Genomic DNA, 25,341 nt, shown 5'->3' with positions numbered 1-25,341 from the left:
GAAGATTAATCTGACATGGAATATCGGGAATGGAAGTGTTTAACGATTTGCATTCTTCAAAGTGAAGTTTTAGGCAGAAACACAAGCTCGCACCATGATTATCCCTTAAGAACACAACTAAAATCCGCTTGAGTGTAGATTAAACGGATGGCGCGAAATGCCAAATTATGTCATCAGCATTCAGTGCTGAATAAATAAACTAAATGTGAGGTACAGCCAATGCTATCAGGAAATAGACACCGACTTTGATTCTCGAAATGCAAAATACGATGGTATACAGCCAACAACAAAAGCACTTATAAAAACGATAAGGCTGGTTTGGCCAAGGTCATATAAAACGTCGGAGAACTGTAAATAAAGTCCGTATCGTTGAGCCAACCAATCGCCACTAAGACCCAAACTGACTGCAAATAACACTGTTGCAATAACCAAGGCCAAGAACGTAAGTATCATGACTTCGAGTTGTACTAACGCAAATATGTGTTTGGGGCTTGCGCCTAAGCTTCTAAAAATCGCCAACTCTTGCTTTCGTTCTTTCATCGTTGCTAGCAACATAGTGGCTAACCCAAATAGCGCAGCCAATAAAACAAGGGAAGCAATCACAGATAGTAGTGTTTCCAATTGCCCTATGAGTTGCCATAGCTCGGTTAACGCGACCCCAGGAATTATCGCCATAATAGGTTCGCCCGCATATTTATTGATCTTTTGTTGCAGCATCAAAGTTGCATATTTGGCTTTAACCCCGACTAAAAAAGCAGAAGATTGATAACTTGAGTGACCAATTTGATTGGCAACTTCGCCTGATCCGTTCCTGTTATTATGATCGCCTTTTTCATTGGCATGATCGTCGTGCTGATGTTGAGTTTGTAAGTGAGTTTCATGTTCTAGACTTTGACTCTTAATCGCGGATTCAGATATTTTTGGTTGAGTACCATGAGATTGTTCACCATGAGCAAACGCCAATCCATCAAAACTGACATGTAACGTTTGGTCGATTGCCGTCCCTGTCTTAGCTAATATGCCAACAACCTTAAACGGATAACCATCGTGGTGCATAAAGCTAGTGACCCCAACGCCGTGGGACAATACGATGTCATCTGCCAATGTATAACCTAGCTTTTTGGCAATGTCTGAACCAATCACAACTTCAGATGCACGTTGCCAAGATTTTCCTTTGGCAAAAGAAAGAGATTGTTTATGCCCGTATTTAAACTTAGTAAAATATTCTTCGCTCGTAGCAATAACTCGAAACCCTCGATGGGAATCGCCCATCGCTATTGGTAATACCCAGTCCACTTGACTTTGACGCTCTAACCACTCTTGAGTGTTATAATTCATGCTCGAATTAACATTGCCAATTCGGTAAATACTTGCCAATAATAAGTTTAACGACCCGGTTTTAGGGCCTACAATTAAATCAACACCTGACACTGCTCGGGTAAAATTTACCCGTGTTTGTTGCTTAAGAAGCGCCACAGAGACAAAGACATAAATGCTGATCGCCACCGCAATTACGGTCATAATGGCCGTCAATTTTCGGCTTTTTAAGCTCTTATAGGCTAAAGTAGTTAACATGCTAATTGCCTCTCTAAAACGGCAAGTTCGCGCATATGGAGATGTTCGTCAAACTGAGTAGCCCACCGAGTATCATGACTAACAAACAATATGCCGGTATTGGTTTGCCCTGCAACATCAAACAGCAATTTTATAAAGTCGTCGGCGTTATCTTGGTCTAACGCTGAGGTAGGTTCATCTGCGATGATCAGTTTAGGCTTATTTGCCAACGCCCGCGCTATAGCTATGCGCTGTTGTTGACCAAGACTTAATTGGTTTGCCGATAATTGAAAAACTGAACGCGGTAAATTCAATTTTTCTAAAAGTGTATGAATATCACTGACACTTATTGATTGCTTGGCAAATTGACAGGCAAGTTGAATATTTTCAACCGCGCTTAAATAAGGGATCAGATTGAGCTTTTGAAAAATGACACCAATATTCTGAGCGCGGAATAAGTCCCGCTCACTTCCCGACATCGTGGTTAACTCTTGTCCGAGAACACGTAAGGAACCTTTTTGAGCTCGCCATAAACCGCAGATCAGATGCAATAATGTCGATTTTCCTGATCCCGAATCGCCCTGTAAAAATACCGTTTGGGCTGCTTCAATGCTCATCTTTGGCACGCATAATCGAGTTTTAGACTTGTCGTCAAAGTTAAATTCTAATCCTGTAATGCTAACAATTGGTTCAGTCATATTTTCCTAAGACGCACTTGTTTTGCTTGTATAGTCCAAAGTAATTGTACTCATAATATCGACTTACGATCGGTATTCCTAATTTTGGTTTGCGATTATACCCTTTTAAATAGTGCATAAACGTAAGGTTTAGTTTCACCGTTAGGCGCTATAAAATCATGATACCGAGACGCATGAAGTCGAAATTCGCTACCAAGATTTAGCTGAAAATCATCTATCGTCCATTGTTTAATTGGCAAGCCAGTACATTGTGAAACTCCGCCAATGACAAACTGAGCTAACATCACATAACCACCAACCTTTAGTACCTGCCTTAAATTGACAAAGTATTGGTCAATTTGCTTTTGATTAATCAAAAAGTGCAATGTTGCCCGGTCAATCCACAATTCGACAGAGTTGGGTATTTCGAGGTGATTTTTATGACTAAAAAATGGTTTTGAGATATCGCTGTTTAAGTAAACGTGGAGATTACTGCCACCTACCCTACTTTTAGTTTCTTTAAGTGCGGTCTTACTAATATCATTCAAAACCATTTGGAAATTGCGATGATGGAGGTATTCAACTAGTTTTGACGTCCCTGCTCCGGCAATAAAAACTAGGCTACCTTCTGCCGGTAAGGCATTTCCTAAAAACTCAATGGTTTGGCTAACATCAGGTACAAACCACTCTAACTTATGACGATCTTGGTTATCAAAAATGTTATCCCAGTAGTCGGCCAATTCATTTCTTGTCACGTTAATTGTCACGTTAATGTAGTTCCAAACTTACTCGGCAATTTTTAAATGGTAAATATTAATCTTTTGCATCTTGTCCTCGATATCCATATCGTTTTCAATTGCGTCAACCAATTCGCCCCCAGCTTTTTCAATCACTCGGATGCCCGCGCTATTTTTTTCTAAACAACGAAATACAATGGTTTCAATTAAATGTGAACGAGCTAAAAAACCACTTAAGCTTTTAATGATGATATTGGTTACACCACGACCACGAGCTTCGGCACACAGCCAATAACCCAATTCAGCTGTTAAATTAACTTTATCAATAGATTTGATACCAAATATACCGGACTTAACACCTCTGAATTTAATAACAAACCACTTCCCTTTATTTACCTCGTCAAATATACGATCTGAAATATATGCTTCGGCTTCTTCTCTAGTGTGCAAGTTTTTAGCCCAGGGGAAAAAACGCTCTAGATCATCACGGTTCTGATTAACCAAAATAGAAATGGTTTGTGCGTCGTCTAAAGTCAAAGACAACAGCGAAATATCTGCATTGATGTCAATTTTCAATGTTATGCCCTATTAATTCACTATTTCTAATGAGTTACCAAAAATTAGATTTTGTATTTTCAACTTTAAATACATTTACTTAATGTGATTATGTTTACCCAATTCACTGGCGGTTTTCAACAAAAACCATCTCATAACCCACAATGGCCTATTTGGACGACAAAATTAAATTACTCATTTACATCAAGATTTACCTAATTAAATATAAAAATACATTGAATGTTAAATTTGACTTACACCCCATTAATTGTAATGGTAAAATCAGCCTAATTAAGGAACGATTAACTTGAGTTAATCAAATAATTTATCTAGTCTAGGATTGGGACGATGTTAGAGGCCCGAGTTGTATAAGCAAATAAGCTAAGAAGTGTGTATGTTACGAATTCGGATTTTTATATTATTGACTATACTATTTCACTCAAATGCCTTCGCGAAAGAGTGGGTTTACTATGTTACCAACGGCGATAATCTGTGGGACATAAGTAAAAAATATCTTAAAAGCCCGTCTTATTTCAAACAAGTTCAATCAATTAATAATGTGCTTTATCCTAAAAAACTAGCCCCTGGTACGCGCATTAGGATCCCTCTTGAATGGGTCAAAATTTTTGCCGCAGATGTGGAATTAATCTCATTAAACGGTAAAGCCTTAAAAGTCCAAAAGTCACAAACTTCACCAGCTAAGGCACGCGATGTCTTTACCCTTGGTGACGAGTTAGAAGTCCTCGCGCATTCTACAGCAACAATTCGGTTTGCCGACAATACGGAAATGACCATTTATGGTCCGGCTACGGTTGGTTTTGACCAGCTCCAACATTATGGTGAAACCGGAATGGTTGACACTAGTGTTCGACTCAAAGACGGAAAACTGGAAATTAGAGCCGAAAAAGCGAAAGGAGCAGGATCGCGCCTCGACATTACTACCGCTTCAGCGATTACCTCTGTGAGAGGTACTGTATTTAGAACGTCATCGGTTACCAAAAATGACATTACTCTTTCTTCTATTGAAGTATTAGAAGGGAAAGTTGCGGTAGCGTCAGGTAGCAAAGATGTCGACATCCCTAAAGGGTTTGGTGTCGTCGTCGCTGGAACAGGCAATATGTCAGAGCCTGAATCGCTTTTAGCCGCGCCGACATCGATGGCATTAGCCCCCGAAACAGTTAAACAAAACGTTGAAGTAAGTTGGCATGCCGTTAACGAAGCGAGTCACTACCAATTTTCAATAGCAACTGATGTGCTTTTTTCTAATGTTGTCTATGCTAATAATGTGACCACAACAAGTTATGTTTTACCAACGCTAGACGAAGGTAAATATTTTGTTCGAGTCGCGCCAGTGTCTAAAAGTGGCTTAATTGGCTTTAATATTCAAAAATCAACCATAGTAAATACAACACCAATTCCTCCAGGGCAGTTGCAAAATATTTCGGTTTATCGTTTCTCTGGCTCTCGATTGGATTGGACTTCAAATAACTCAAATAGCTACCGAGTTCAAATTGCATCAGATCGACATTTTAACAATATCATCTTGGATAAAAGTACATCTGAGAACAAGCTGGCTATTTCTGATGATTTAAACGTAGGCAACTATTATTGGCGAGTCGCAACAAGCTCCGCGAATAACATTCTAAAACGTGGCCCCTTCTCTATGGCTGCCGAGTTGAACATTCGCCCGGTATTATTGTCGCCAAACTTGTTTATTTCGGTTAAAGATGAGCAAGTTACGGGGCGCTGGAAAGCACTGAAAAAAGGACTCGGCCTTGAAATTCAAACTAGCTCTGAAAGTGATTTTAAACAATTTAACAAGGTAATAACCACTGAAGACGAGTATGTTTTTAAACCCCAATCAACAACTAAATTCTATGTCCGGGGCCGCTTAATACAAACTAAAGGCGGATACGAAGGTGACTGGTCTGGAACCTGTTTAGTTAATGTCACTAAGCAATTTGCAAAATGCGACATTGCCAACCTGGAGCTTACTAATTGATCGATTCTCCACCAATTCGACATACGCAATGGCGTGATTATCAACTTCATTTGATCATTTTGGGACTTGGGTTAGTACTGTTATTTAGCCCCGCAAAAACAACGGTAGAACAACTTATTTATGATCTAGTATTAAATACTCAGATAAAACAAAATAACAATCACGTCGCAGTTATTACCATCGACGATAAAAGTATCAACCAAATAGGACAATGGCCATGGGGTCGTGATACCCACGCTGATTTATTAAGTATCTTGGCGTCGAGCAATACCAAAGCTATTGGTTTTGACGTGATTTTTTCAGGGGCCAGTCGTTATCCGCAAGACGATGAGTTGTTTTCAGCGCAGCTAAAAAAATCAAACAATGTGGTTCTTGCTGTAGCACCTTCGGGCTCAACTCCATTTGCTACCGCAGAATATGAATTATTGCCAACGCCCCTTTTAGCTAAAAATGCAGCGATTTTAGGCCATGTCCATTTTGAATTAGACAGCGACGGTACCATAAGAAAAGTATTTTTAAATGCGGGCTATAAAGAAACAAAATGGCCAAGTTTTGGATTAGCACTAGCCTCTTTACATGACGAAACCGTAAAAGCAATTGACTCAGATGTGGTGCTTGGAAATGGTTGGGTTAGGAAAAACCCAAGACTTCTTTCATATCAACAAGTCAAAGGTGGAATTGATAGTTACTCTTATGTTGACGTGTTAAATGGCACCGTTGATCTAACTAAGCTGAATGATAAAGTGATTCTAATTGGGATGACGGCTTCGGCGATGGGTGATCGCTTTATTACGCCCACTTCGCCATCTCATGGCACCACGCCTGGGGTATTTATTAACGCGCACCTTGTTAATGACATTCTAAATAAAACCGAAGTAATACCATTACCAAAATTGCTGTTAAACATAATTTATGGGATTAACGCCCTCTTAGTATTTTTTGTCTTTTTTAAAGTTAAGCTTAATCGAATGTTGCCAGTATTGATGGCATTTATCGTTATCGACACTCTTGCCACGATTTTGTTATATAACTTAATAGCTTATTGGTTTTCTCCCATCGTATTAATTGCATCGCAATGCCTCATTTATGCTCTGTTTATTTTAGTCAAATCCGATCAACTATTTAGTGAAGTTTCGACCTTAAATCACAATTTAGTCCATGACCGAGTCACCTCGCTCGCTAATGAACTCGGACTCAATAATAAACTTAAAAAATTAACAAAGTCAGTAGATGAACCGGCGTTCCATTTGTTTACAATTAAGTTTGGTAAATTTAAAGGGATCAATGATTTACTTGGAACTGAAGCCGGTGATGAGCTGTTACTTACCGCCAAAGAGCAACTCCAAACACTATTTCCTAATGCCGTAGCAATGGCACGCTACCACGGTGCTGAATTTTCAATTTGCATCCCAGTTACTGGCAACAAAAACGAAATCGAAGATATAGGTAATTCGATATTAACTGCCTTTTCAAAACCGTTTCTGATCCGTGATCAACTGTTTAAACTGCCGGTTTGTATTGGCGTCGCAAGTTTTCCATCAGATGCCACCCATAGGCTGTCATTACTTGATGCGACAGAATCAGCCTTGCACAGAGCATTGGAAAAAAATGAATCTAATATGTGTGTTTATTCCCATGATATTAAGCTTAAATTAAAAGAACGGGCAAAACTTGAATCCGATTTGGCCAAAGCGCTAGACGAGGGGGAAATTGATATTTTCTATCAACCACAAGTTGATGCGAGCACAAGCAAAATTGTTGGCGCAGAAGCTCTAGCACGCTGGCATCACCCAGAGCTTGGCATGATTAGTCCAGACGTATTTATTCCAATTGCGGAGAGCACAGGGCTTATTATCGACATCGGTAACTGGATATTATGTAAAGCATGTAAACGGGCGAAAAAAATCCAAAATAACGGCAATCCAACATTTAGAATTGCAGTCAACTTGTCTTCCATTCAGTTTGCTCATTCACGCCTTATTGAAGAAGTTGAGGCCGCACTTTCATCTTCGGGATTAGCTCCAGAATTTTTGGAATTAGAGTTAACTGAAAGTTGTGTTGTTGACGATATTAATGCCGCTGTCACCACCTTAAACCAGCTCAAAAAAATAGGTATTAGTTTATCAATTGATGACTTTGGTACGGGCTACTCTTCATTAAGCTATCTCAAACACTTCCCGATGGACCGAATTAAGATCGACCGTTCTTTTGTTAGTGGTATTCACGATGGACAGAACAACCAAGAAATTACCTTAGCCATTATTGCTATGGCCAATAGCCTAAATATGAAGGTCATTGCAGAGGGTATTGAAACTCCTGAGCAACAATCGTTTCTGAGTGAAAATAAGGTTGATGAACTCCAGGGATTTTACTTTGGTAAACCTGTCCCTGTCGACCAACTAGAAGCCTTGCTGGCAAGTAAAACCCAAACAGTTGAGAACGATTAACTCGTGACACCTATACGTCCATGACAAGTTGTAGTACATGAAGTAATGCAGTGTTGCAGCGTTAAAAAATAAAAAACCGACATGACGTCGGTTTTTTTGGTTATCGCTTTTATACGACAATCATTTACTTAAGAAAATACAGATTTAACATCACTTAAGTTTTTAGTGAATTCTTCGCTATTGAAAAACTTCAGGTCTGGAATAACGCCTTTTTCAACATAAGGTTTTAACATTTCGTTGGTATCAGCATTTTTACCTAAAATCTTGTTATAGATAGCGCCAACACGAACAAAATCTAAGTAACTTACTTTCTCAGTTTGATACGTTAGGTCATTCCAGTTTTCAGCAACTTCAATAAACTCACCAGTAAATTCCCAAGAGCGCATAATTGCGCCCCCAAGTTTACCAGCCATACGTTTAATTGCCGCTTCTAAGAAACTAGGGTTAGCGAACACTTCTTCGTGACGTTCTGCTTCTGTTAAAATTGGTAATACGCCAATCGTGTGGACAAGTGCAACCAAAGTTAATGTGTCAATATTGATCGAAGAGTGCTTGTTCTCTTTTAACCAGCATTGCATAACGGCCATTGATACGCATGCAACATTTACTGTTTTTTGCCATGTTTTGGTCATGTAATCTTTAACCAATTCATTTCTTGAAACAAACAGTTGTTCCATTGCAATTGCTGTAGCTATATTTTTTATTTGACGCAGACCAATACGAGTAACAGCTTGGTTAAGTGTTTCAACCTTAACTGAACGTCCCATAAAAGCACTGTTAGCAACTTTAACCATACGCGCAGAAAGTGCTGGATCAAAAGCAATAACATCTGCCATCGCTAACAAATTTACATCAGGGTCATCCGCGGCTTCGCGTATTTTAATAGCGATTTCAGGTAGCGTTGGTAAAACCAAAGAATCGCTTTGTATCTTTTCAACCAAAATTGTTAATAAGGCATTCTCAGTAGACATATAGTTTCCTTTAATTGCACATGAGGTGATTAACGGTAAATCACATAAGCTGTGTCTGTTTTTAATGTTAATCTAAATCAATGATTTCACAACTTGTTTTATGATAAAAAAGCAAAGTAAATTGAGACAAAATAATAAAATCAATAGATTGCCTATTATTTACCCTACTTTATGATAAATCACGAGAATCTTGAGCCGTTTGTAACATAGCACGGCTATCCTGTAAGAACTCTTTTGACTTTTCACCAAACCAATTTGCAACCTCACCAAAACGTTGTTTAAACGCTTCTTTATCGTCACGTTTCAAGTCATCAACAGCCTGATCGAGTTCACGGCTAAAGGTATCGGCTAGTTCAATGGCTGAACTGGCACCATAAATGATATCAGCATAGAGCTCAGCGTTTTGCGCAAACAACCTTCCCGTCATCGCCAATTCAAGTCGATATATTGGTGAACTTAATCTTAATAACTTATTGAGGTCGGCACCTTGTTCAGATAAAAAGCGTCCATACACATAAGTTGTGAAGTGGCGCATAGCTTGAATAAGCTGCATGCTTTTATCATGTTCAGCTGCGTCATCGTGTTGCAGTACAACACCCCAAATTGAAATTTGACGTAACAACCAGTCGTATTTATCTGACTCACGTCCTTCACACACAACGACAACTTGTTTTACAAAGTTAGGTACGTCAGGGCCAAACATTGGGTGCAAACCAACAACGGGTCCCGCATGGGCGTTTAACATTGCAGCCAAAGGCTCTGCTTTTAATGAAGTTAAATCGGCCAATATACAGTCTTGAGGTAATGGTGGTAGTTGCTTGATAACCATAGGTGTTAATTTAATTGGTACTGCAACAATAACGGCGCTTGCGCCCTCGACAATTTCAGCGGCATTGGCCCAATCTTGTTGTTCGATCACTGAAACCTGATATTCACTGCGCTCAAACATTTCGACAAATCTGCGGCCTAACACGCCAGCGCCACCGACGATTACAATTTTGGCGCCAGGGTTAACACATCGGTATGCATGATGTTGAGTTTGATAGCTCTCACGCATAATTCGGCGTAAAAGATCTTCGACTAAATCGGGCGAAACATTTAGTGAAGTAGCTAAATCTCGACGTTCCGAAATAAGTTCGGCTTCACGAACTGGGTCGTAAATTGGCTTCCCCACTTCTCTTTTATATACGCCAACGGCAGCAGTAACCTGCTGCCGTTTCGCTAAGAGTTCAACCAATTGAATATCGAGTTGGTCTATTTGTTCTCTTAAATTTTCTATTGCCACTAGGCGCCTCCTAGGCGTGTGTCGTTTCTTTTTTAGCTACAACCGCAAGTAATCTCTGGTGGTATTCTAGCACTAACTCTTCCGTCGTTTGCCAGTCAATACAACCGTCGGTGATAGACACGCCATATTTCAATTTAGATAAGTCCGCATCCAGTTTTTGGTTACCCGCGTTGATATGGCTTTCAATCATGATCCCAACAATTGAATCATCGCCTTGTTCAATTTGGCCTAACACATCTCTTGCTACTTCACCTTGGCGGTTAAAGTCTTTATAAGAATTTGCGTGAGAACAATCAACTATAATTGCAGGATTGTAACCAGATTTGGTCAATGAATCAGCCGCAGATTTAACGTGCTCTTGTTGATAATTAGGTTGTTTACCACCACGCAGAATCAAATGTGCATCAGGATTACCAACCGTTTGCATAATTGTCACTTGGCCCTGTTCATTAATTCCAAGGAAGTTATGACCGCTGCCAGCTGCACCAATTGCGTTAAGTGCGATATTTACGTTGCCGTCTGTACCGTTTTTAAAGCCAACAGGCATAGACAAACCACTCGCCATTTCTCTGTGTGTTTGCGATTCAGTTGTACGCGCACCAATAGCAGACCAAGATACTAGGTCAGACAAATATTGTGGTGAAATAGGATCAAGTGCTTCTGTCGCAACTGGGATCTCTTGGTCAGTCAACCACAACATTAGTTCACGAGCTTTATTTAAGCCTGTTTCAATGTCGAATGTTCCATCTAAGTGCGGATCGTTAATAAGTCCTTTCCAACCTACTGTTGTGCGTGGTTTCTCAAAATAAACACGCATCACAATAAATTGAGTATCAAGACAAGTCTCTTGTAATGCTTTAAGTTTTAGCGCGTATTCTTTTGCAGCTGCAATATCATGGATTGAGCAAGGTCCCATGATCACTAAGGTACGCGGATCTTTTTTATGAATGATATTTGAAATAGTAAGACGTGAATTTGAAATAAACTCTGCGTTTGCCGGCGACAGGGGTAATGCAGTCTTCATTACGCTTGGCATTACTAGTACGCGCTCAGACGTTACATTTACGTTGTTTAAAATATCTCGTTGCATGTTGTTTTCCTCTCTATCCACCAAACGCAAAAAACCTAGCCATCATCTATGCACCAATTTGGGACAAACAAAGACAAACACCTTTATACTTAACTCAGTGTGTAAACTTAAAATTACAGTGTGTATTGAATTAATTACACAATAAGAAAATGACCAGCATCTGTCAACCCGAACATAGGTATTTTTTTGCAATTAGTTGAATTTATCCAAGTTTTACATGGTTGGAATAAAAGAAGTGGATTTTGCATTGTCTAATAAGGTAACAGTTGCCCTTATACCTATAGCAGTAGGCTTCGGTGTATTTGCAGACAAATTAATATTTGTGATCAAAAAAGAATACTATCGACCCAATTAATCAATCTTATATTTTGAATTGAAAGCTTTGTGAATTGAAAGCTTTGTGAATTGAAAGCTTTGTGAATTGAAAGCTTTGTGAATTGAAAGTTTTGTGAATAAAACGTTAACTGAAAACAACGTGTTATAGAGGGTTGGTATAAAAGCTCGTCAAATATTGTTAAAACGAATAATGATACTGGCTAAAATTAAGTTCTTTCCCTGCCACAGATAAAGCTTTGAACTGCCGAACAATAGAATGTTGGGCTTTGGCAGCTGTGAATGATTAGCCATTCATAATTAAATTCTAGGAACTTAAAAACAAATGGCTCTTTACTTGGTCTAAACCAGTGTATACATGCTAGGCCGAGTTATCGTTTAAGATAAATTCGAGAAACTAACAATCCAACTAAGAAGTAAATAGAAAATACCCCACCACTTTTTGAGTCTTTTTCGGGTTGGTCATCTTCCTCGGTTTCGGTTTCGGTTTCAGTTTCAGTTTCCGTATCTGAGGTAAAGGTCGCCGTAACGTCATAATCTTGAGCTAGATAAAAATGACAAATATCAAACACTTCGTTTTTATACCATCGAAAATCTTGCTCGTTAAAAACCGACGTTGCAATATCGTTTAGCCCATCACCGTCTAAATCTCCAATTGCGGTTGCAGTCACACCATCGAAATGTTCACCAATTTTTTGATCTGCACTAAAGGTTCCGTCTTCCATTTGAATGTTTAAAATTAACGCCCCTTTCCAGTAGTCAGTTGTGATCAAATCCAGTTTACTGTCGCTATTAACATAACCAAGCGCAACGCCATAAGTACCATACCCCTTTCTTGCAAGTTGCGTTTCATATGTGTCGCCATTATTCTTAAAAATGAAACTAGAGTAGGTTGTAATAGACGCTGCAGCAATATCCAAATCGCCGTCGCCATCAACGTCACCCGAATCTAATGTAATTATTCCTTCACCTTCAGAAATCAACTTGTCAGCAACAAAAGTGTCATCTTGGTTGATATACCATCTTAATTGCGCATCAGTAATCGTAGCTTCTAATCTTCCAAGGTCACTCGAATAATCAGCTTCAAAACTTGAAATTAGTAGATCATATTCACCGTCACTATTGATGTCGTGCACTACAACTGCATAAGGCGAAATGTCTTCGAATACCAAGGTTTCAATTTTCTCGAAACCATCGAGGCCCTTATTACCAAATATTGTGATTGTCTTAGCACCAAAGTCAGTTACAACAATATCAAGGCTGCCATCATTGTCCCAATCAACAGCGGTTAATGCTGAGTTATAGTTAAATTGATTGCCGATCAAAACAGGCGTATCAAAGCCATTGCCGTTGTTGTATAAGATTTCAACCTTTTTGCTAAATAGCCAATTAGTAACGACATCATTTTGACCGTCATTATTAAAATCATTGATTATTATACTTTTGGCACCCAACGACTGTTCTGTGACTGGGAATAAATTTTCAGTGCCGCTAAAATAACCAATTTCATCTTGAATGCATAAATTGTCGTCCCAGTGACTAAACTCCCAATTTTCACTGGCATTATGTTCCAGAGTAATTAGTGCGTTTTTAGGGTAATTAAGGACACAGTCATCGGTGCAAGAATCCTCTTGGCTACTAATAAGAACTTCACCTTTGCCAACGATACTCAAGTTTAAATTCTCAGCGTGAGCACCAGACATACCTGCGACAACGACGAGCCATATTCCTATTTGGTAGACCAATTTCATCTATTTTTCCTTTTTATTTTTTTAGTTTTTAGTTTTTAGTTTTTAGTTTTTAGTTTTTAGTTTTTAGTTTTTAGTTTTTAGTTTTTAGTTTTTAGTAAAAAACGCTTAGTTACTAGTTGCGCTATTTTCACTCAATTAGTATCTAAGTGTTTGTTATAGCATCATTATTAGTTAAAGCTAAACCTTAAAAACAATCGTAATTTTGGGTTATTAGAATTCTGTATACAAATATGTCCATTGAAAAATAAGCTAGAACAACAGTCCGGCAAATATTCTCGGATTAATACAAACAAGTCTGATAACCAAAGTTGAAATATTTTGGTTTGTCATCCGAACAGGATATAGGGGCGAATAAGCGCAACAATAAAAATCACTTTGTCATCTAAATCTATCCATTGTGTTAATAAAAATTAGGCAATAAAAAACCGGCCGGAGCCGGTTTTCTTTATGTTTTTGTAGTCATTACAAAACTTATTCTACTGTTGTAACTGTTAACTGCTTAGTTACATCATCAAACGAGAATCTATATTGACCCGCAGGTTGTTGGAAACTGATGTTTTTAGAATCGTTTCCATGCGTTGTATCAAATGGCACACCTAGTTCAATTACGTTAGTGCCTGCAGCTTCTTGCTCTGCACTTGCACCGTAGTTGAATCCAAATGACCCACCCCAACCTTCGTCGGCTATTTTAAAAAAGCCTGTTCCAGTTGTAGTAACAACACTTGAGTAAACATGGCCCGCTTCTGCGTCATTACCTGCATCAGATGGTTCGAAGTTCAAACGCATTGTTTCGTCTGCACCCCAGTCACCTGAGCCGTAAATACCGCCACGAATGTAGATTGGCGCTTCAACAACTTTCAACTCACCTTTTGTCTTACCGTCGAATGAAATTGAGAACTCATACGCTGTAGACTCAGTCGGTGACACAGTAAAGTTACCATTCTCGCCGATTGCTAATGCGCCATCCGCTGTAGAATAGTCATATGCGCCAGGACCTAAATCTAGTGCGCCACCCCATGCTTTACTTGCAAACTTAAATGCATGTGTGCCACCAGCTTCAAGACCATAAACCAATGAATATTCACGAGTATCTTCGTTATATTTAGCTTCGTCTTCATCTGGTGCAGGGTCACCCCAACCTGTCATCGTTCCGCGAATGTATACTTTTTCAGTTCCATACGGCACGCCTGGTTGTACTAGCAACGTAGGATTAGCAACATCTGAAAGGTCTAAAACAACGTCAAATTCACCGTCAGATGCCACCACTAAGGATAATGCGCTACCATCATTTTCTAATGTCAGAGCTTCACCTATAGTGACATCAGCATCGCCTGTCTTACCACCAACAGCAAAGCCATTGTCAGCGTCGGCTAAAACCAATGAATAAGTTCCTGCGGTTAATGCAACTTTTGATGCGGCATATTGACCATTACTCGTATAAGCAAGCTCAATTGGGTCATTAGCATCAATTGTTAACATTGGAAACGCAGCTACTGGTGTTTTATTAATAGTCAAAGTTGCCTCTGACGATTTAGCAGCATCAAACTCAAACAGGTAGAATGAATCAGATTCCAAAGAAATCGACATATCTTGACCAACACCTTCACCAGCGGTTAAAGCGATTGTTCCACCAACACTTGGGGTATCTCCACCTTTTACGCCACCGTAAGTGGTAGGTTCTGACCAATTTGCATCTGCAACTTTGAAGAAGTAGCTTGTTTCACATTGAGTGACACAGGCAAAATCATCGAAGTTAGCATTAGCCGCCAATGTCAGCTTAGAACCTTCTGTTAAAGCATAAGTCTGCGTATCAGACGTCGGTGCATCAACACCATCAGGTAGACTCAACATATGTGTGCCGTCACCTAATGTAACTGACGTGCCATCAGCAAGCATTAATACCGAACCCGCAGGGATAGAATTAACAGCCAACATTTCACCGTCAGGTAAAGTTAGCGTTTCGCCAGCTTCAATCATCACTTCTATCTGCTTACCTGCAACATGACTTAGTGATGAACCTTCTGGGTGATCGGTATACGTTAAATGATAAGCATAGTGGCCGTCACCTTTGTGCGTAAATTGCGCAGTTTCCAGTGGGTCACCCCAACCATTAAAGCCGCCACGTAGGTAAACAGTGGTTTCCGTTGGGTCAAACTCTTCTATACATTTAGACGCGATATCTGTTTGGCCAACACCGACCGGGTATGAACCTGCAGGGCAATCTAAGATTTCTTGGCCTAAACACGCTTCACCTGATGCATCAAGTGCTGTTCCCCAACCACATGATTTACTGCCAGCTGAGGCACCAAAAAACGGATGTTGGTTAGCTAAGAAAACGCCGTCGATAAAGTTCGCTGGGAAACCTTCTTGGAAGAAGACCCGCTTGTCTATGTCGTGGAATACAACGTCGCCGCTATTACCTAATGGGATCATTGCATCGTTTTGAGTAATGAATTTATCACCACTGCTTTTGTGGTAGACAATAAAGTTACCGCAATTGTCGTGCCCATCAACTAGATCTAAAACCCAAAACATACCGTAATTAGGATCAATGCCTGCTGGCGATTTACCTTGGCCCCAGCTCGTAACACTTGCATTGTCGCCATCTTCAGCGTACGCAGTACAGTTACTGTTGTTCCAGGTATGGATAGTTATGCCTTCATAGTTAGCTGAATCCTGCTCACCATTTTTACGGAAATAAACTACTGCTTGCCCCGTCCCTGCCATATCAATAGGTGCAGGTGCATCAGCAATAGGGTTTGCTTCAGGTGTAATACAGTCGTATGTTCCTGATTCATCCAAAATTTTGTAGTTTGGACATTCCGTCGGCGGTGTGTAACACAATTCTTGATTATCTAATGCACTATTGATTGAAAGTTCTAAGCCACGCTTAGCTCTATCAAGACGCTGTGAAGCACCTAAATAGTCAGAATAAGGAATTTGTGCAAACCAGTCGTCAAACCAAGTATCAAAGTTATCGCCAAAAATGACATCTTGTTTTTGACCGACTTTAAACGCTTTAGCTTCCGCTTTTGCAATTACCTGACGTGCAACTTCTTCTTCAGTCAAACCAAATTGATTAGTGTGACCGGTAGCCGCAGTCGCAAAAGCAGCGTAAAGATCAGCAGCGCCGTAATCGTAAGTATACGCAGTTCCAGTTGCGGACAAATCATTGCTATTCCAAGCAGTAATTTCCGCATCTGACCATGTACCTGCCGGATCGACGATTGCACGTAAACTGTCTTTTTCATCTTGAGTTAGTGGATAAAAATCTGAATCTATTGATTGCACGATATCTGGTAATTGGCATACCAAACCAGACGCTGCAGTTTCAATTACACCAGTGACAGCATTTACCTGCCCGGGTGTTGTCAGAACATTTTTTTCAATTTTTTCATCCTCTGTACTACAGCCACTTAAGACTGTTGTCGTTGCAATTAATGCAACTGCCAAAGGTTTTAACTTAAAATTCATAGGAAATAACTCCATTAACTAGTGTTTAGTCATTAGGTGCTATTAAAATGTTATCCCCAGAAGCATTGGCTTCTAAGGTTTTTGGTAAAACGTAACCCTGTCGATACTGCTCTACTACTGGTTGTTGCCTAGTGGTAGATTACATTTATTTTACCTGTCCGAAATCGCTGATTACAAAACACTCAACACCATGAAAGATAATAGACGCTTAGGCCTTTGTATATATAGAACGGACTTGCATACCCATGAATACGTATGCGTGCCAAACAAGCTTGTTAATTACTAATTTGTTGATTATGTTTAGCGACGTTGCCAGAAAAAATAATCAAAAAGTGTATAAACGCTATTTAAATGTGAAAAGTTTAGTCCGAAATAAACGCAGTCACACTCTTCAACAAAAATAACAACAACTTGTTTGAGGAATACACATGAAAAAGTTTAAGCCCAGCGCGCTTTCACTTGCGTTAATGTTAGGCGGTGTCTCGTTTGCAACTTTGCCTACGTACGCAGCTGAAGATGACGAACCAAAAGCAGCTGAAGAAGACGTAGAAGTCATCGAAGTACGTGGTTTCCGTCGCAGTCTTATAGAATCACTAAATACCAAACGTTATTCAGATACTGTTGTAGAAGCAGTGTCCGCAGATGACATGGGTGCATTACCAGACGTATCAATCGCCGACGCGATTTCACGATTACCTGGTGTTACTGCCGTTCGTTCTGGTGGTCAATCTAGTGAACTAAATATACGCGGTATGTCAGGTGGATTTGTATTTTCTACCTTAAATGGCCGTGAAGTCGTTACTGATGAAGGTGGTCGTTCTGTTCAATTTGACCAATACCCATCAGAACTCATAAACCAAGTACAAGTATACAAATCACAAAAAGCGTCACTTGTTGAAGGTGGTGTTGCCGGTTCTATTGAACTTAAAACGGCAAATGCTTTGGAAAATGACGAAGACCATACTTTCGCAATCCAAACCAAACTTAGTTACAACGATTCTGCTGATGAACATCCAGATGCAGATCCGCTAGGTAACCGTATCAGTTTCTCGTATCAAGGTAAGTTCCTAGATGAAACGGTTGGTGTTTCTTTGGGTTATGCGCGTTTGCAACAACCAAAGATATCTACACAGTTTGTAAATTATCAACCTCGACTCGCTAAGTTACCAATTAATGGCTTAGAAGATGGTGGTTTGTCACAACCTGTCATCGATACCGACGGCAACGTCGTACTTGATGAAAATGGCAACGAAGTGATGGAATCAGGTTATTACATCATTCCACAGGGTTTTGAATTAATGGCTCGCGGTGGTGAAGAACTTCGCCAAGGTGTTATGGGTTCACTGACCTATCAACCTACTGATGAACTTACCATCAAAGGTGACTTCTTCTATTCTAAGTTTGATTCACAAGGTATAGACCGCGGTTACCGTGTAAATGGTATTGGTTCAATTGCAGATGGTAATTCAATTTACTTCCAGAACCCAGTATTTGCGGGTGACAATAATGAATACCTAGTTGGTGGTTCTTATTATAGAGATGTAGATAATAATCCGGATAACAACCCTCCGTACCCACGTTATGCAAATACATTAACATTCCAAACTCAAGCGGATGACAACACGACAAACAGTGAAGTTAAGTCTTTTGGTTTTAATGTTAACTATTTAATCTCCGATGACTTAGAAATGACATTAGATATTGCCCATTCAAGCGGTGAGTCTGACTACCGTGACGAAGTTATGCGTTTATGGGTTTCTGAAGATGCATCTGCTGCAATGCCTGTTGTTACTGACAACATTGTTGTTAATGTCGATTACAATGGCTTAGAATTACCTGATATTTCGTTTAATGACGATGTTCAAGGTGCGTTAACCGATCCGTCGCGCATGATGGTTGGTTCACTTGAGAAGTACCCTCATTTAGAGAAAAACGAAGCAAACTCTGTACGTTTAGACTTTAAATATACGCTTGATAATGATTATTTATCGGGTATTGAAACAGGTGTTCGCTATGCTGACAGAAGTTATAGCAACCGTCGTCAAGCATACAACTACTGTGACATTGCCAATTACGGTCAATTGTTGCGTAATGGTCAATACGTTTTAGGTTACGATGAAAATCAACAACCTGAAGAAACGTGTATGCCTTATCAGCTACAAGATGGCGATTATGAAATTGTGCAACTTGAAGGTGAGTTTTCTAACTTCCCAGCGTTTATTGGCGTAGATAATACTTACATTGAAAATGTCTGGTTAAAAAGCCAAGGTGAAGATACGACCGCTCGTCAAGATTGGGCCTACGATTGGACAATCTGGCAAGAAAGCCTTGTTGAAGAAGAAACTTTATCGTTTTATCTTCAAGCAAACTTAGATACTGAAATAGGTGGCTTCCCGCTAACAGGTAACATTGGTGCTCGTATAATTCATACGGAACAATCAGCGACTGGTGTTGAAGATCCTGTTGTCGCTGGCGGTGGCGACCCTATTACTGATGACTTTGGTGAGACAAGAACAACTTATCTTCACACGACTCTAGGTATCGATTACACCGACGTTTTACCATCAATGAACTTAAATGTTCAATTGACGGAAAACGACCAACTTCGTTTTGCAGCGGCACGTGTAATGTCACGTCCTGACATGAACAACATGGCAGTAAGTGGTGCATGGTCGTTTGGTGAAGACAAAGAAAAAGGTGTTGCAAAAGAAGCCGATTTAAATCGTGATACGTCTCCAGAAGTTCGACCGTTTTATGCAAATCAATATGATTTGTCTTATGAGCATTATTTCTCGGAAACTGAAGGCGCAATCGTAGTTGCACTTTATTACAAAGACATCGAAAACTTCCCAGAGAAAACGACGTTACGTGATTACGACTTTGAAGCAAATGGCATTACACCGCCAGCTGTAGATCCAAATGATGAATCGCAAACACCTGTGCCTTCTGGTGACTACCATGTTCTTCTAAACAACGGTAAGGGCGGTTATTTCCGCGGGATTGAAGTTGCATATACGCAAACATTCAGTTTCTTACCAGGTGCATTTGAAGGCTTAGGTATCAGTGCAAGTTACTCTTACACAGAATCTGAAGTTGAATCTGAATTTGCGGCAGTATCTGGACAAGACGATGTTAAATCGCCATATCCATTCCTATCGCCAAGAGTATGGACAGCAGCCTTGTTTTACGATTACGACGACAAATTCGCAACCCGAATTAATGCGCGCTATCGTGAAGAGTACGTTGGTAACCAAATTGCTATCGGTGATGAACAACAAGCCTTCTTCGCAGAAGAACTTATTGTCGACTACCAGGCGTCATGGCAGTTCACAGAAGAACTACAAGGTATTTTCTCAGTTAATAACTTAACTGACGAACCGAACCGTTCTTACTTTGGTAGCCAAGCGGCTACAGGTACGTTGCAGTACTTCGGTCGTCAATTCTACGTAGGTCTAAACGCTAAGTTTTAATCTACAATAGAAAAAAAGTCCTTAATAAACTGCCGCTTCTGCGGCAGTTTTTATTTTCGGGACACGATATTTACGTTATGTTAATTAATCTACTTCTGTCAGGTAAAGTCGAAAAACAAACACTATGAACAGTCTTATAAAAAATGTCGTAATTGTTGGCGGTGGATCAGCGGGATGGATGACAGCCGCGATGTTAGCTAAACAACTGAACAGCTCGGTCAACATCACATTAATTGAATCTGAAGAAATTGGCACTATCGGTGTTGGCGAAGCCACCATTCCACCAATCAAACGATTTAACGCTCTTTTAGGAATAAATGAATCCGAGTTTATTAAATTTTGTAACGGCAGCATAAAATTAGCGATTGAGTTTGAAAACTGGCGGACACAAAACCACAAATATATGCATCCGTTTGGTTCATTTGCTACTGACTTTGACTACATGCCGTTCCCTTACTTCTGGCTGCAGGCAAAACTCAATGGTGACAAACGTGAGCTGCAAGAGTTTTCAATGGCGTGGCAGTTAGCAAGCAACAACAAATTTATGTTACCGAGCACTGACCCTAAATCATTAAGTTATAACTTTGACTATGCTTATCATTTTGACGCAGGTCTATACGCGAAGTTTCTTAGAGCATTCGCAGAAAAACTCGGGGTTAATCGCATTGAAGGCAAAGTGGTTAATGTCGTCAGCAACTCTGTTAACCAACATATTGAATCGGTTACTTTGGCGACTGAGCAACAAGTTGATGGCGATTTTTTTGTCGACTGCAGCGGCCAACGCGCCATATTACTTGGTGATACATTGGGTGTTGAATTTGAAGATTGGGGAGAACATTTATTTAATGACCGTGCAATTGCAGTTCAATCGGCTCATATGACAAGTATATCGCCCTATACACGCTCTATAGCTCACCATGCAGGCTGGCAATGGCGAATTCCACTACAGACTCGCATGGGTAATGGAAATGTCTACAGCAGCGATTACATGAGTGATGACGAAGCATTAACCACACTGACCTCAGCAATTGATGGCCCACTCTTAACTGAGCCAAATGTTATCAAATTTAAAACCGGTCGAAGAACAAAAAGTTGGCAACATAACTGTATCGCTATTGGGCTTTCAGCTGGATTTTTAGAGCCACTTGAATCTACCAGCCTGCATTTAATACAAAGCGCTATTATGCGACTTGTTAGATTGTTTCCAGACAATTCATGTTCACCTTTATTGCAGGATGAATTTAACCAAGAAACGCAAAAAGAATATGAACATCTGCGAGACTTTATTATTTTGCATTACAAAGCCACAGAACGTAATGACAGCCCATACTGGCAACGTTGCCAAGAAATGGATATTCCAGCGTCATTACAACGTAAAATTGACTTATTTAAGCAACATGGGCATTTAGTTGCCCACGACAAAGAACTGTTTAAGCAAGATAACTGGCTAGCGGTATTAACAGGGCAAGGTATTTTACCACAGGCTGTTGCCCCGATTATGGCTGGAAAAACTCAGTTTGATTTGACAAGAACATTAGACGGAATAGAAAAAAATCTTAAAGCAACGGCGGCAAACAGTTTGAGCCATGAAATGTATTTAGCCAAACATTGGCGTCATATTCCGGCTGATTAACGATTGTATTCGCCTTATTTTACACCGGTGTTGATAGCGCCTATGTTAATTTTGATTAGCTTTTATATTAGCTTTTAGACTCGATTTTGAGTCTATTTATAGACTTGAACCGTAATGCTCAATAAGCTATTTGAATTACTTCAAATAGCTTTACATACCTCCGGTGACATCAACAAAGGTCCCTGTTGAAAACGATGAACTGTCAGAAGCTAACCAGTAGATCGCCTCGGCGACTTCAATTGGCAACCCACCTCGTTTAAGTGGTATTTTAGTTTTTAACCTATCGACTCTTGTTGGTTCACCGCCATCGGTGTGCATGTCCGTATAGATAAGTCCAGGCCGGACACAATTAACTCGAATGCCCTCATCCGCAACTTCTAATGACAATCCTTTGGTTAAAGTATCAATGGCTCCTTTAGATGCGGCGTAATCAATATATTCATTTGGAGAGCCACTGCGTGCAGCCCCAGAAGATACATTGACTATCGCGCCGCCTGCACCGCCATTAGCGGTCGACATACGTTTTATCGCTTCTCGACAACATAAAAATGCACTTGTCACATTATTAACAAGAACTGTATTAATTCGTTCAGCGCTCATATCAACTAATCGACTTTGAGTTTGTAAAACTGCAGCATTATTAACTAAGACACTTAGCGGACCAAACTTATCGTCGATGGTGGAAAACAGTCGTAATACATCAGCTTCGTTAGCTACATCGGCTTGAACTGTTATGCAGTATCCGCCCTCAGCAGTAATTTCTTTGGCAAGACTCGTGGCGGCTTTACTATTTGATTTGTAATTAATGCAAACTGCATAGCCGTGTTGAGCAAACAACTTTGCGGTCGCCGCGCCAATACCTCGACCACCACCGGTGATAAGTGCAACTTTCTGATTATCCATAGTTAACCTTTTCAACGATTTGTCGATTTTAAGCCTTAACCTCAAAAACAATAGATCCGCGCATAACGATGAAAGCTATTCAGCTAAGCAATTACGCCCTGCCTGTTTGGCTCGGTAAAGGGCTTCGTCAGATTGCTTTAAAACCTGGTCAAAATCTTTCAGCTCACCTTCACGTTCGGCTACGCCAATACTAATTGTGACATTTACAAATTTTGTACCACCGGCGTTTTTCTTACGCTTACTTTTACCGTCTTGAGGTTCTTCAGGACGGTCATCATTGCGGATAGCCATTTGATAATTTGCGATATTCTCACGAACCTGTTCTAAAAATGGAATTGCATAGTTGACCGATTTGTTTGGGAATACGATGGTAAATTCTTCGCCACCATAGCGATAAGCCTTGCCACCGCCTTTAACTTCATCGAGTTTACTCGCCACGAGTCGCAATACTTGGTCGCCAACATCGTGCCCATAAGTGTCATTAAACTTCTTAAAATGGTCTACATCTAACATTGCCAATGTATATTTTTTACCCAATGAAATTGACGACTGCAATAATGCTCGACGTGCAGCCAAACCGGTCAACTCATCCGAAAATGCCATCTGGTAAGAATCCGATAACACGGCGTGGATCAAAAGCACACCAAATAGTATGTAGCAGATCATCTGAATTTGACTATCAAACTTACCAAAATGCATTATCGTTAAACCAAATGCTATTGCCCACAAATTCGCATTCATTTGGTTTGGTTTTACTAATTGGCGCGCAAACAACACGATTAAGCCAATAGTCACTACCAACATATCAACTTGAAATGTTTCAGAAAGATTTGCGGTTGATGACAAGGTGACAAATTTAAATTCTAAAATTTGATTAAGTGTAATCGATTGGTTAAAACGATAATTGATTAGGAAAACGATAAATAACAATAGTAACCGACCTAGACCATGACGACCCCAGACAGCTTTATTCTGATCAAAACTAAACAAACAAATAACGGCCAATTGACTAATAAAAAACAAACTTGAATGTAAACGAAGGTTTTGAAAGTCGTCAATTTTGGCTATTGTTGCCCAGCCGATCATTAAAAATAGGACGATATAGATAATGCGAGTTTGATTGAAACGCAGGGCCAAAATGATTGTGGCTACAAACAATAAAAAAGGTGTTTGTAATATGATCCCCTGCCAAGCTGACAAGTCAACCCATTGCATTGCAACTGCAAAAATTACGCTACAAAAGATCAGACTTGGAAACGCAACCGCTTTAAAAAATGCAGAAATATTATACTTCAAACTTAGTTCTACCCATTATTATTATTTTTGGTACCAGGCACCCAATACTTTGGCATTAGCCGCGCCGGTGACGCTTGGTGAGTTACTTTCAATATTGTTTACTCGGCAATACGCCAACCAAGCGAACGCCATGGCTTCTAAAGAGTCAGGGCATACACCAAATTCTAAACTTGATGTTACCAACGTATTAGGAAGATTATTCACTAACTCAGCCATAAGATGAGTATTATGCACACCACCGCCACAGACGATCAATTGTTTAATATTAAATTTTGGTTCTAAGCTGATTTTGATTGCCTGAATCGTCAAGGCGAGCAAAGTTGCCTGCACATCCTGCGGCAATAATGGCGCATTTTCCTCTTCAACAATTGAGATTAATCGTTCTAGCCAGGGCAAATTGAAGTGCTCTTTGCCTGTACTTTTTGGGGGTAATTTTAGAAAATATGGATCGGATAAACACAACGCTAAAAGTTGCCTATTTACCTTCCCCGTTGCCGCCCATTCACCATTTTTATCATAACGGCTACCGGTATGCTGAAAACACCACTTGTCTAATAATGTATTAGCCGGACCAGTATCAAAACCGATTAAACGACCGGTAGCATCGGTTAGTGTGATATTGGCAATCCCGCCCAAATTAACCACGGCGGTTTGCTCAAGATTGTTAAATACCGCACGATGAAAAGGGGGAACTAATGGTGCACCTTGACCACCAACAGCGACATCCGCCATTCGAAAATCATTCACGACGTCTATTTTAGTCAACGCGGCCAACTTACTGCCGTCACCAATTTGCTTTGAAAAATACGTTGGAGAATTCGGAAAATGCCTAATGGTTATGCCGTGGCAGCCTATCGCTTTTATATCAGATGCGTTCAATTCACTTTCTGCAAGTAGCTGGATTACGGCATCTGCAAATAAGTGTGCTAACTGTACTTCAGTTTTAAATAACCTTGTTAGATTAAATTCGTCGGCGTGGCACAACAAAGATAATGTATTGGTCAGTTCTGATGGGATCGGTATTTCAATACTTTGAAGTAGTTTAACATCAACTGAATTTGAATCATGAGCGCTAATCGCTACCAAAGCGCCATCGACACCATCTAAACTGGTGCCGGACATTAAACCAATGTAATACTCAGGCGCAATCATTTGGCCGTCTA

At 40.0% G+C, this 25,341-nt stretch carries 16 protein-coding genes; 4 read left to right on the top strand and 12 right to left on the bottom strand.

All coding sequences use genetic code 11. The features are described from left to right. Nucleotides 1-225: 225 nt before the first annotated feature. The 4 genes from KO525_RS19260 to KO525_RS19245 form a co-directional block, all read right to left on the bottom strand. On the bottom strand, nt 226-1,575 hold the full coding sequence (locus KO525_RS19260) for an ABC transporter permease (protein WP_215965462.1): 1,350 nt from the start codon (nt 1,573-1,575) through the stop codon (nt 226-228). Next, nucleotides 1,569-2,252, bottom strand: coding sequence for an ABC transporter ATP-binding protein (locus KO525_RS19255; RefSeq protein ID WP_215965461.1), 684 nt, complete (start codon nt 2,250-2,252; stop codon nt 1,569-1,571). The genes KO525_RS19260 and KO525_RS19255 overlap by 7 nt, the downstream gene beginning before the upstream one ends. 95 nt (nt 2,253-2,347) lie before the next feature. Next, nucleotides 2,348-2,998, bottom strand: coding sequence for a methyltransferase domain-containing protein (locus KO525_RS19250; RefSeq protein WP_215965460.1), 651 nt, complete (start codon nt 2,996-2,998; stop codon nt 2,348-2,350). A gap of 18 nt (nt 2,999-3,016) precedes the next feature. Further along, nucleotides 3,017-3,544, bottom strand: a complete 528-nt coding sequence (locus tag KO525_RS19245; protein WP_215965459.1) for a GNAT family N-acetyltransferase — start codon at nt 3,542-3,544, stop codon at nt 3,017-3,019. A gap of 400 nt (nt 3,545-3,944) precedes the next feature. Between KO525_RS19245 and KO525_RS19240 the strand changes: the two genes are divergently transcribed. Together KO525_RS19240 and KO525_RS19235 are read left to right on the top strand one after the other, a co-directional pair. Next, entirely contained in the window at nt 3,945-5,525 is a 1,581-nt protein-coding gene (locus tag KO525_RS19240) for a FecR domain-containing protein (RefSeq protein WP_215965458.1), read from the top strand. Next, entirely contained in the window at nt 5,522-7,972 is a 2,451-nt protein-coding gene (locus KO525_RS19235) for an EAL domain-containing protein (protein WP_215965457.1), read from the top strand. Before KO525_RS19240 ends, KO525_RS19235 begins: the two co-directional genes overlap by 4 nt. 128 nt (nt 7,973-8,100) lie before the next feature. On the opposite strand, the gene KO525_RS19230 is transcribed toward KO525_RS19235, so the two are convergent. From KO525_RS19230 to KO525_RS19210, 5 genes are all read right to left on the bottom strand, one after another. Next, a complete protein-coding gene (locus KO525_RS19230) occupies nt 8,101-8,943 on the bottom strand; it encodes an HDOD domain-containing protein (RefSeq protein ID WP_215965456.1) in 843 nt (280 codons plus the stop codon). Between the two features lie 169 nt (nt 8,944-9,112). Further along, nucleotides 9,113-10,228, bottom strand: coding sequence for a bifunctional chorismate mutase/prephenate dehydrogenase (gene tyrA / locus KO525_RS19225; protein WP_215965455.1), 1,116 nt, complete (start codon nt 10,226-10,228; stop codon nt 9,113-9,115). Between the two features lie 10 nt (nt 10,229-10,238). Continuing rightward, a complete protein-coding gene (locus KO525_RS19220) occupies nt 10,239-11,318 on the bottom strand; it encodes a 3-deoxy-7-phosphoheptulonate synthase (RefSeq protein WP_215965454.1) in 1,080 nt (359 codons plus the stop codon). Between the two features lie 704 nt (nt 11,319-12,022). Next, nucleotides 12,023-13,402 (bottom strand): VCBS repeat-containing protein, encoded by a 1,380-nt coding sequence (locus KO525_RS19215; protein ID WP_215965453.1) that lies wholly within the window; start codon nt 13,400-13,402, stop codon nt 12,023-12,025. A 471-nt stretch (nt 13,403-13,873) separates the two neighbouring features. Beyond that, nucleotides 13,874-16,876, bottom strand: coding sequence for a pullulanase-associated domain-containing protein (locus tag KO525_RS19210; protein ID WP_215965452.1), 3,003 nt, complete (start codon nt 16,874-16,876; stop codon nt 13,874-13,876). A 428-nt stretch (nt 16,877-17,304) separates the two neighbouring features. Between KO525_RS19210 and KO525_RS19205 the strand changes: the two genes are divergently transcribed. Further along, nucleotides 17,305-20,346: a TonB-dependent receptor gene (locus KO525_RS19205; RefSeq protein ID WP_215965451.1), complete on the top strand. Its 3,042-nt coding sequence runs from the start codon at nt 17,305-17,307 to the stop codon at nt 20,344-20,346. A 124-nt stretch (nt 20,347-20,470) separates the two neighbouring features. After that, nucleotides 20,471-21,979, top strand: a complete 1,509-nt coding sequence (locus tag KO525_RS19200) for a tryptophan halogenase family protein (protein WP_215965450.1) — start codon at nt 20,471-20,473, stop codon at nt 21,977-21,979. A gap of 150 nt (nt 21,980-22,129) precedes the next feature. On the opposite strand, the gene KO525_RS19195 is transcribed toward KO525_RS19200, so the two are convergent. From KO525_RS19195 to KO525_RS19185, 3 genes are all read right to left on the bottom strand, one after another. Next, complete coding sequence (locus tag KO525_RS19195) at nt 22,130-22,882, bottom strand: SDR family oxidoreductase (RefSeq protein WP_215965449.1); 753 nt, start codon at nt 22,880-22,882, stop codon at nt 22,130-22,132. A gap of 75 nt (nt 22,883-22,957) precedes the next feature. Continuing rightward, a complete protein-coding gene (locus tag KO525_RS19190; RefSeq protein WP_252736545.1) occupies nt 22,958-24,178 on the bottom strand; it encodes a GGDEF domain-containing protein in 1,221 nt (406 codons plus the stop codon). Between the two features lie 21 nt (nt 24,179-24,199). Then, the gene (locus KO525_RS19185; protein WP_215965448.1) at nt 24,200-25,330 is read right to left on the bottom strand and encodes an anhydro-N-acetylmuramic acid kinase; all 1,131 of its coding nucleotides are present in this window, start codon (nt 25,328-25,330) and stop codon (nt 24,200-24,202) included. Between the last annotated feature and the right edge of the window lie 11 nt (nt 25,331-25,341).

Origin of the sequence: Psychrosphaera sp. B3R10 (assembly GCF_018861025.1) — a bacterium.
Taxonomy (GTDB): Bacteria; Pseudomonadota; Gammaproteobacteria; order Enterobacterales; family Alteromonadaceae; genus Psychrosphaera; species Psychrosphaera algicola.
Note: the sequence above shows the minus strand (reverse complement) of the source record. Positions and strands in the feature narration are given on the sequence as shown.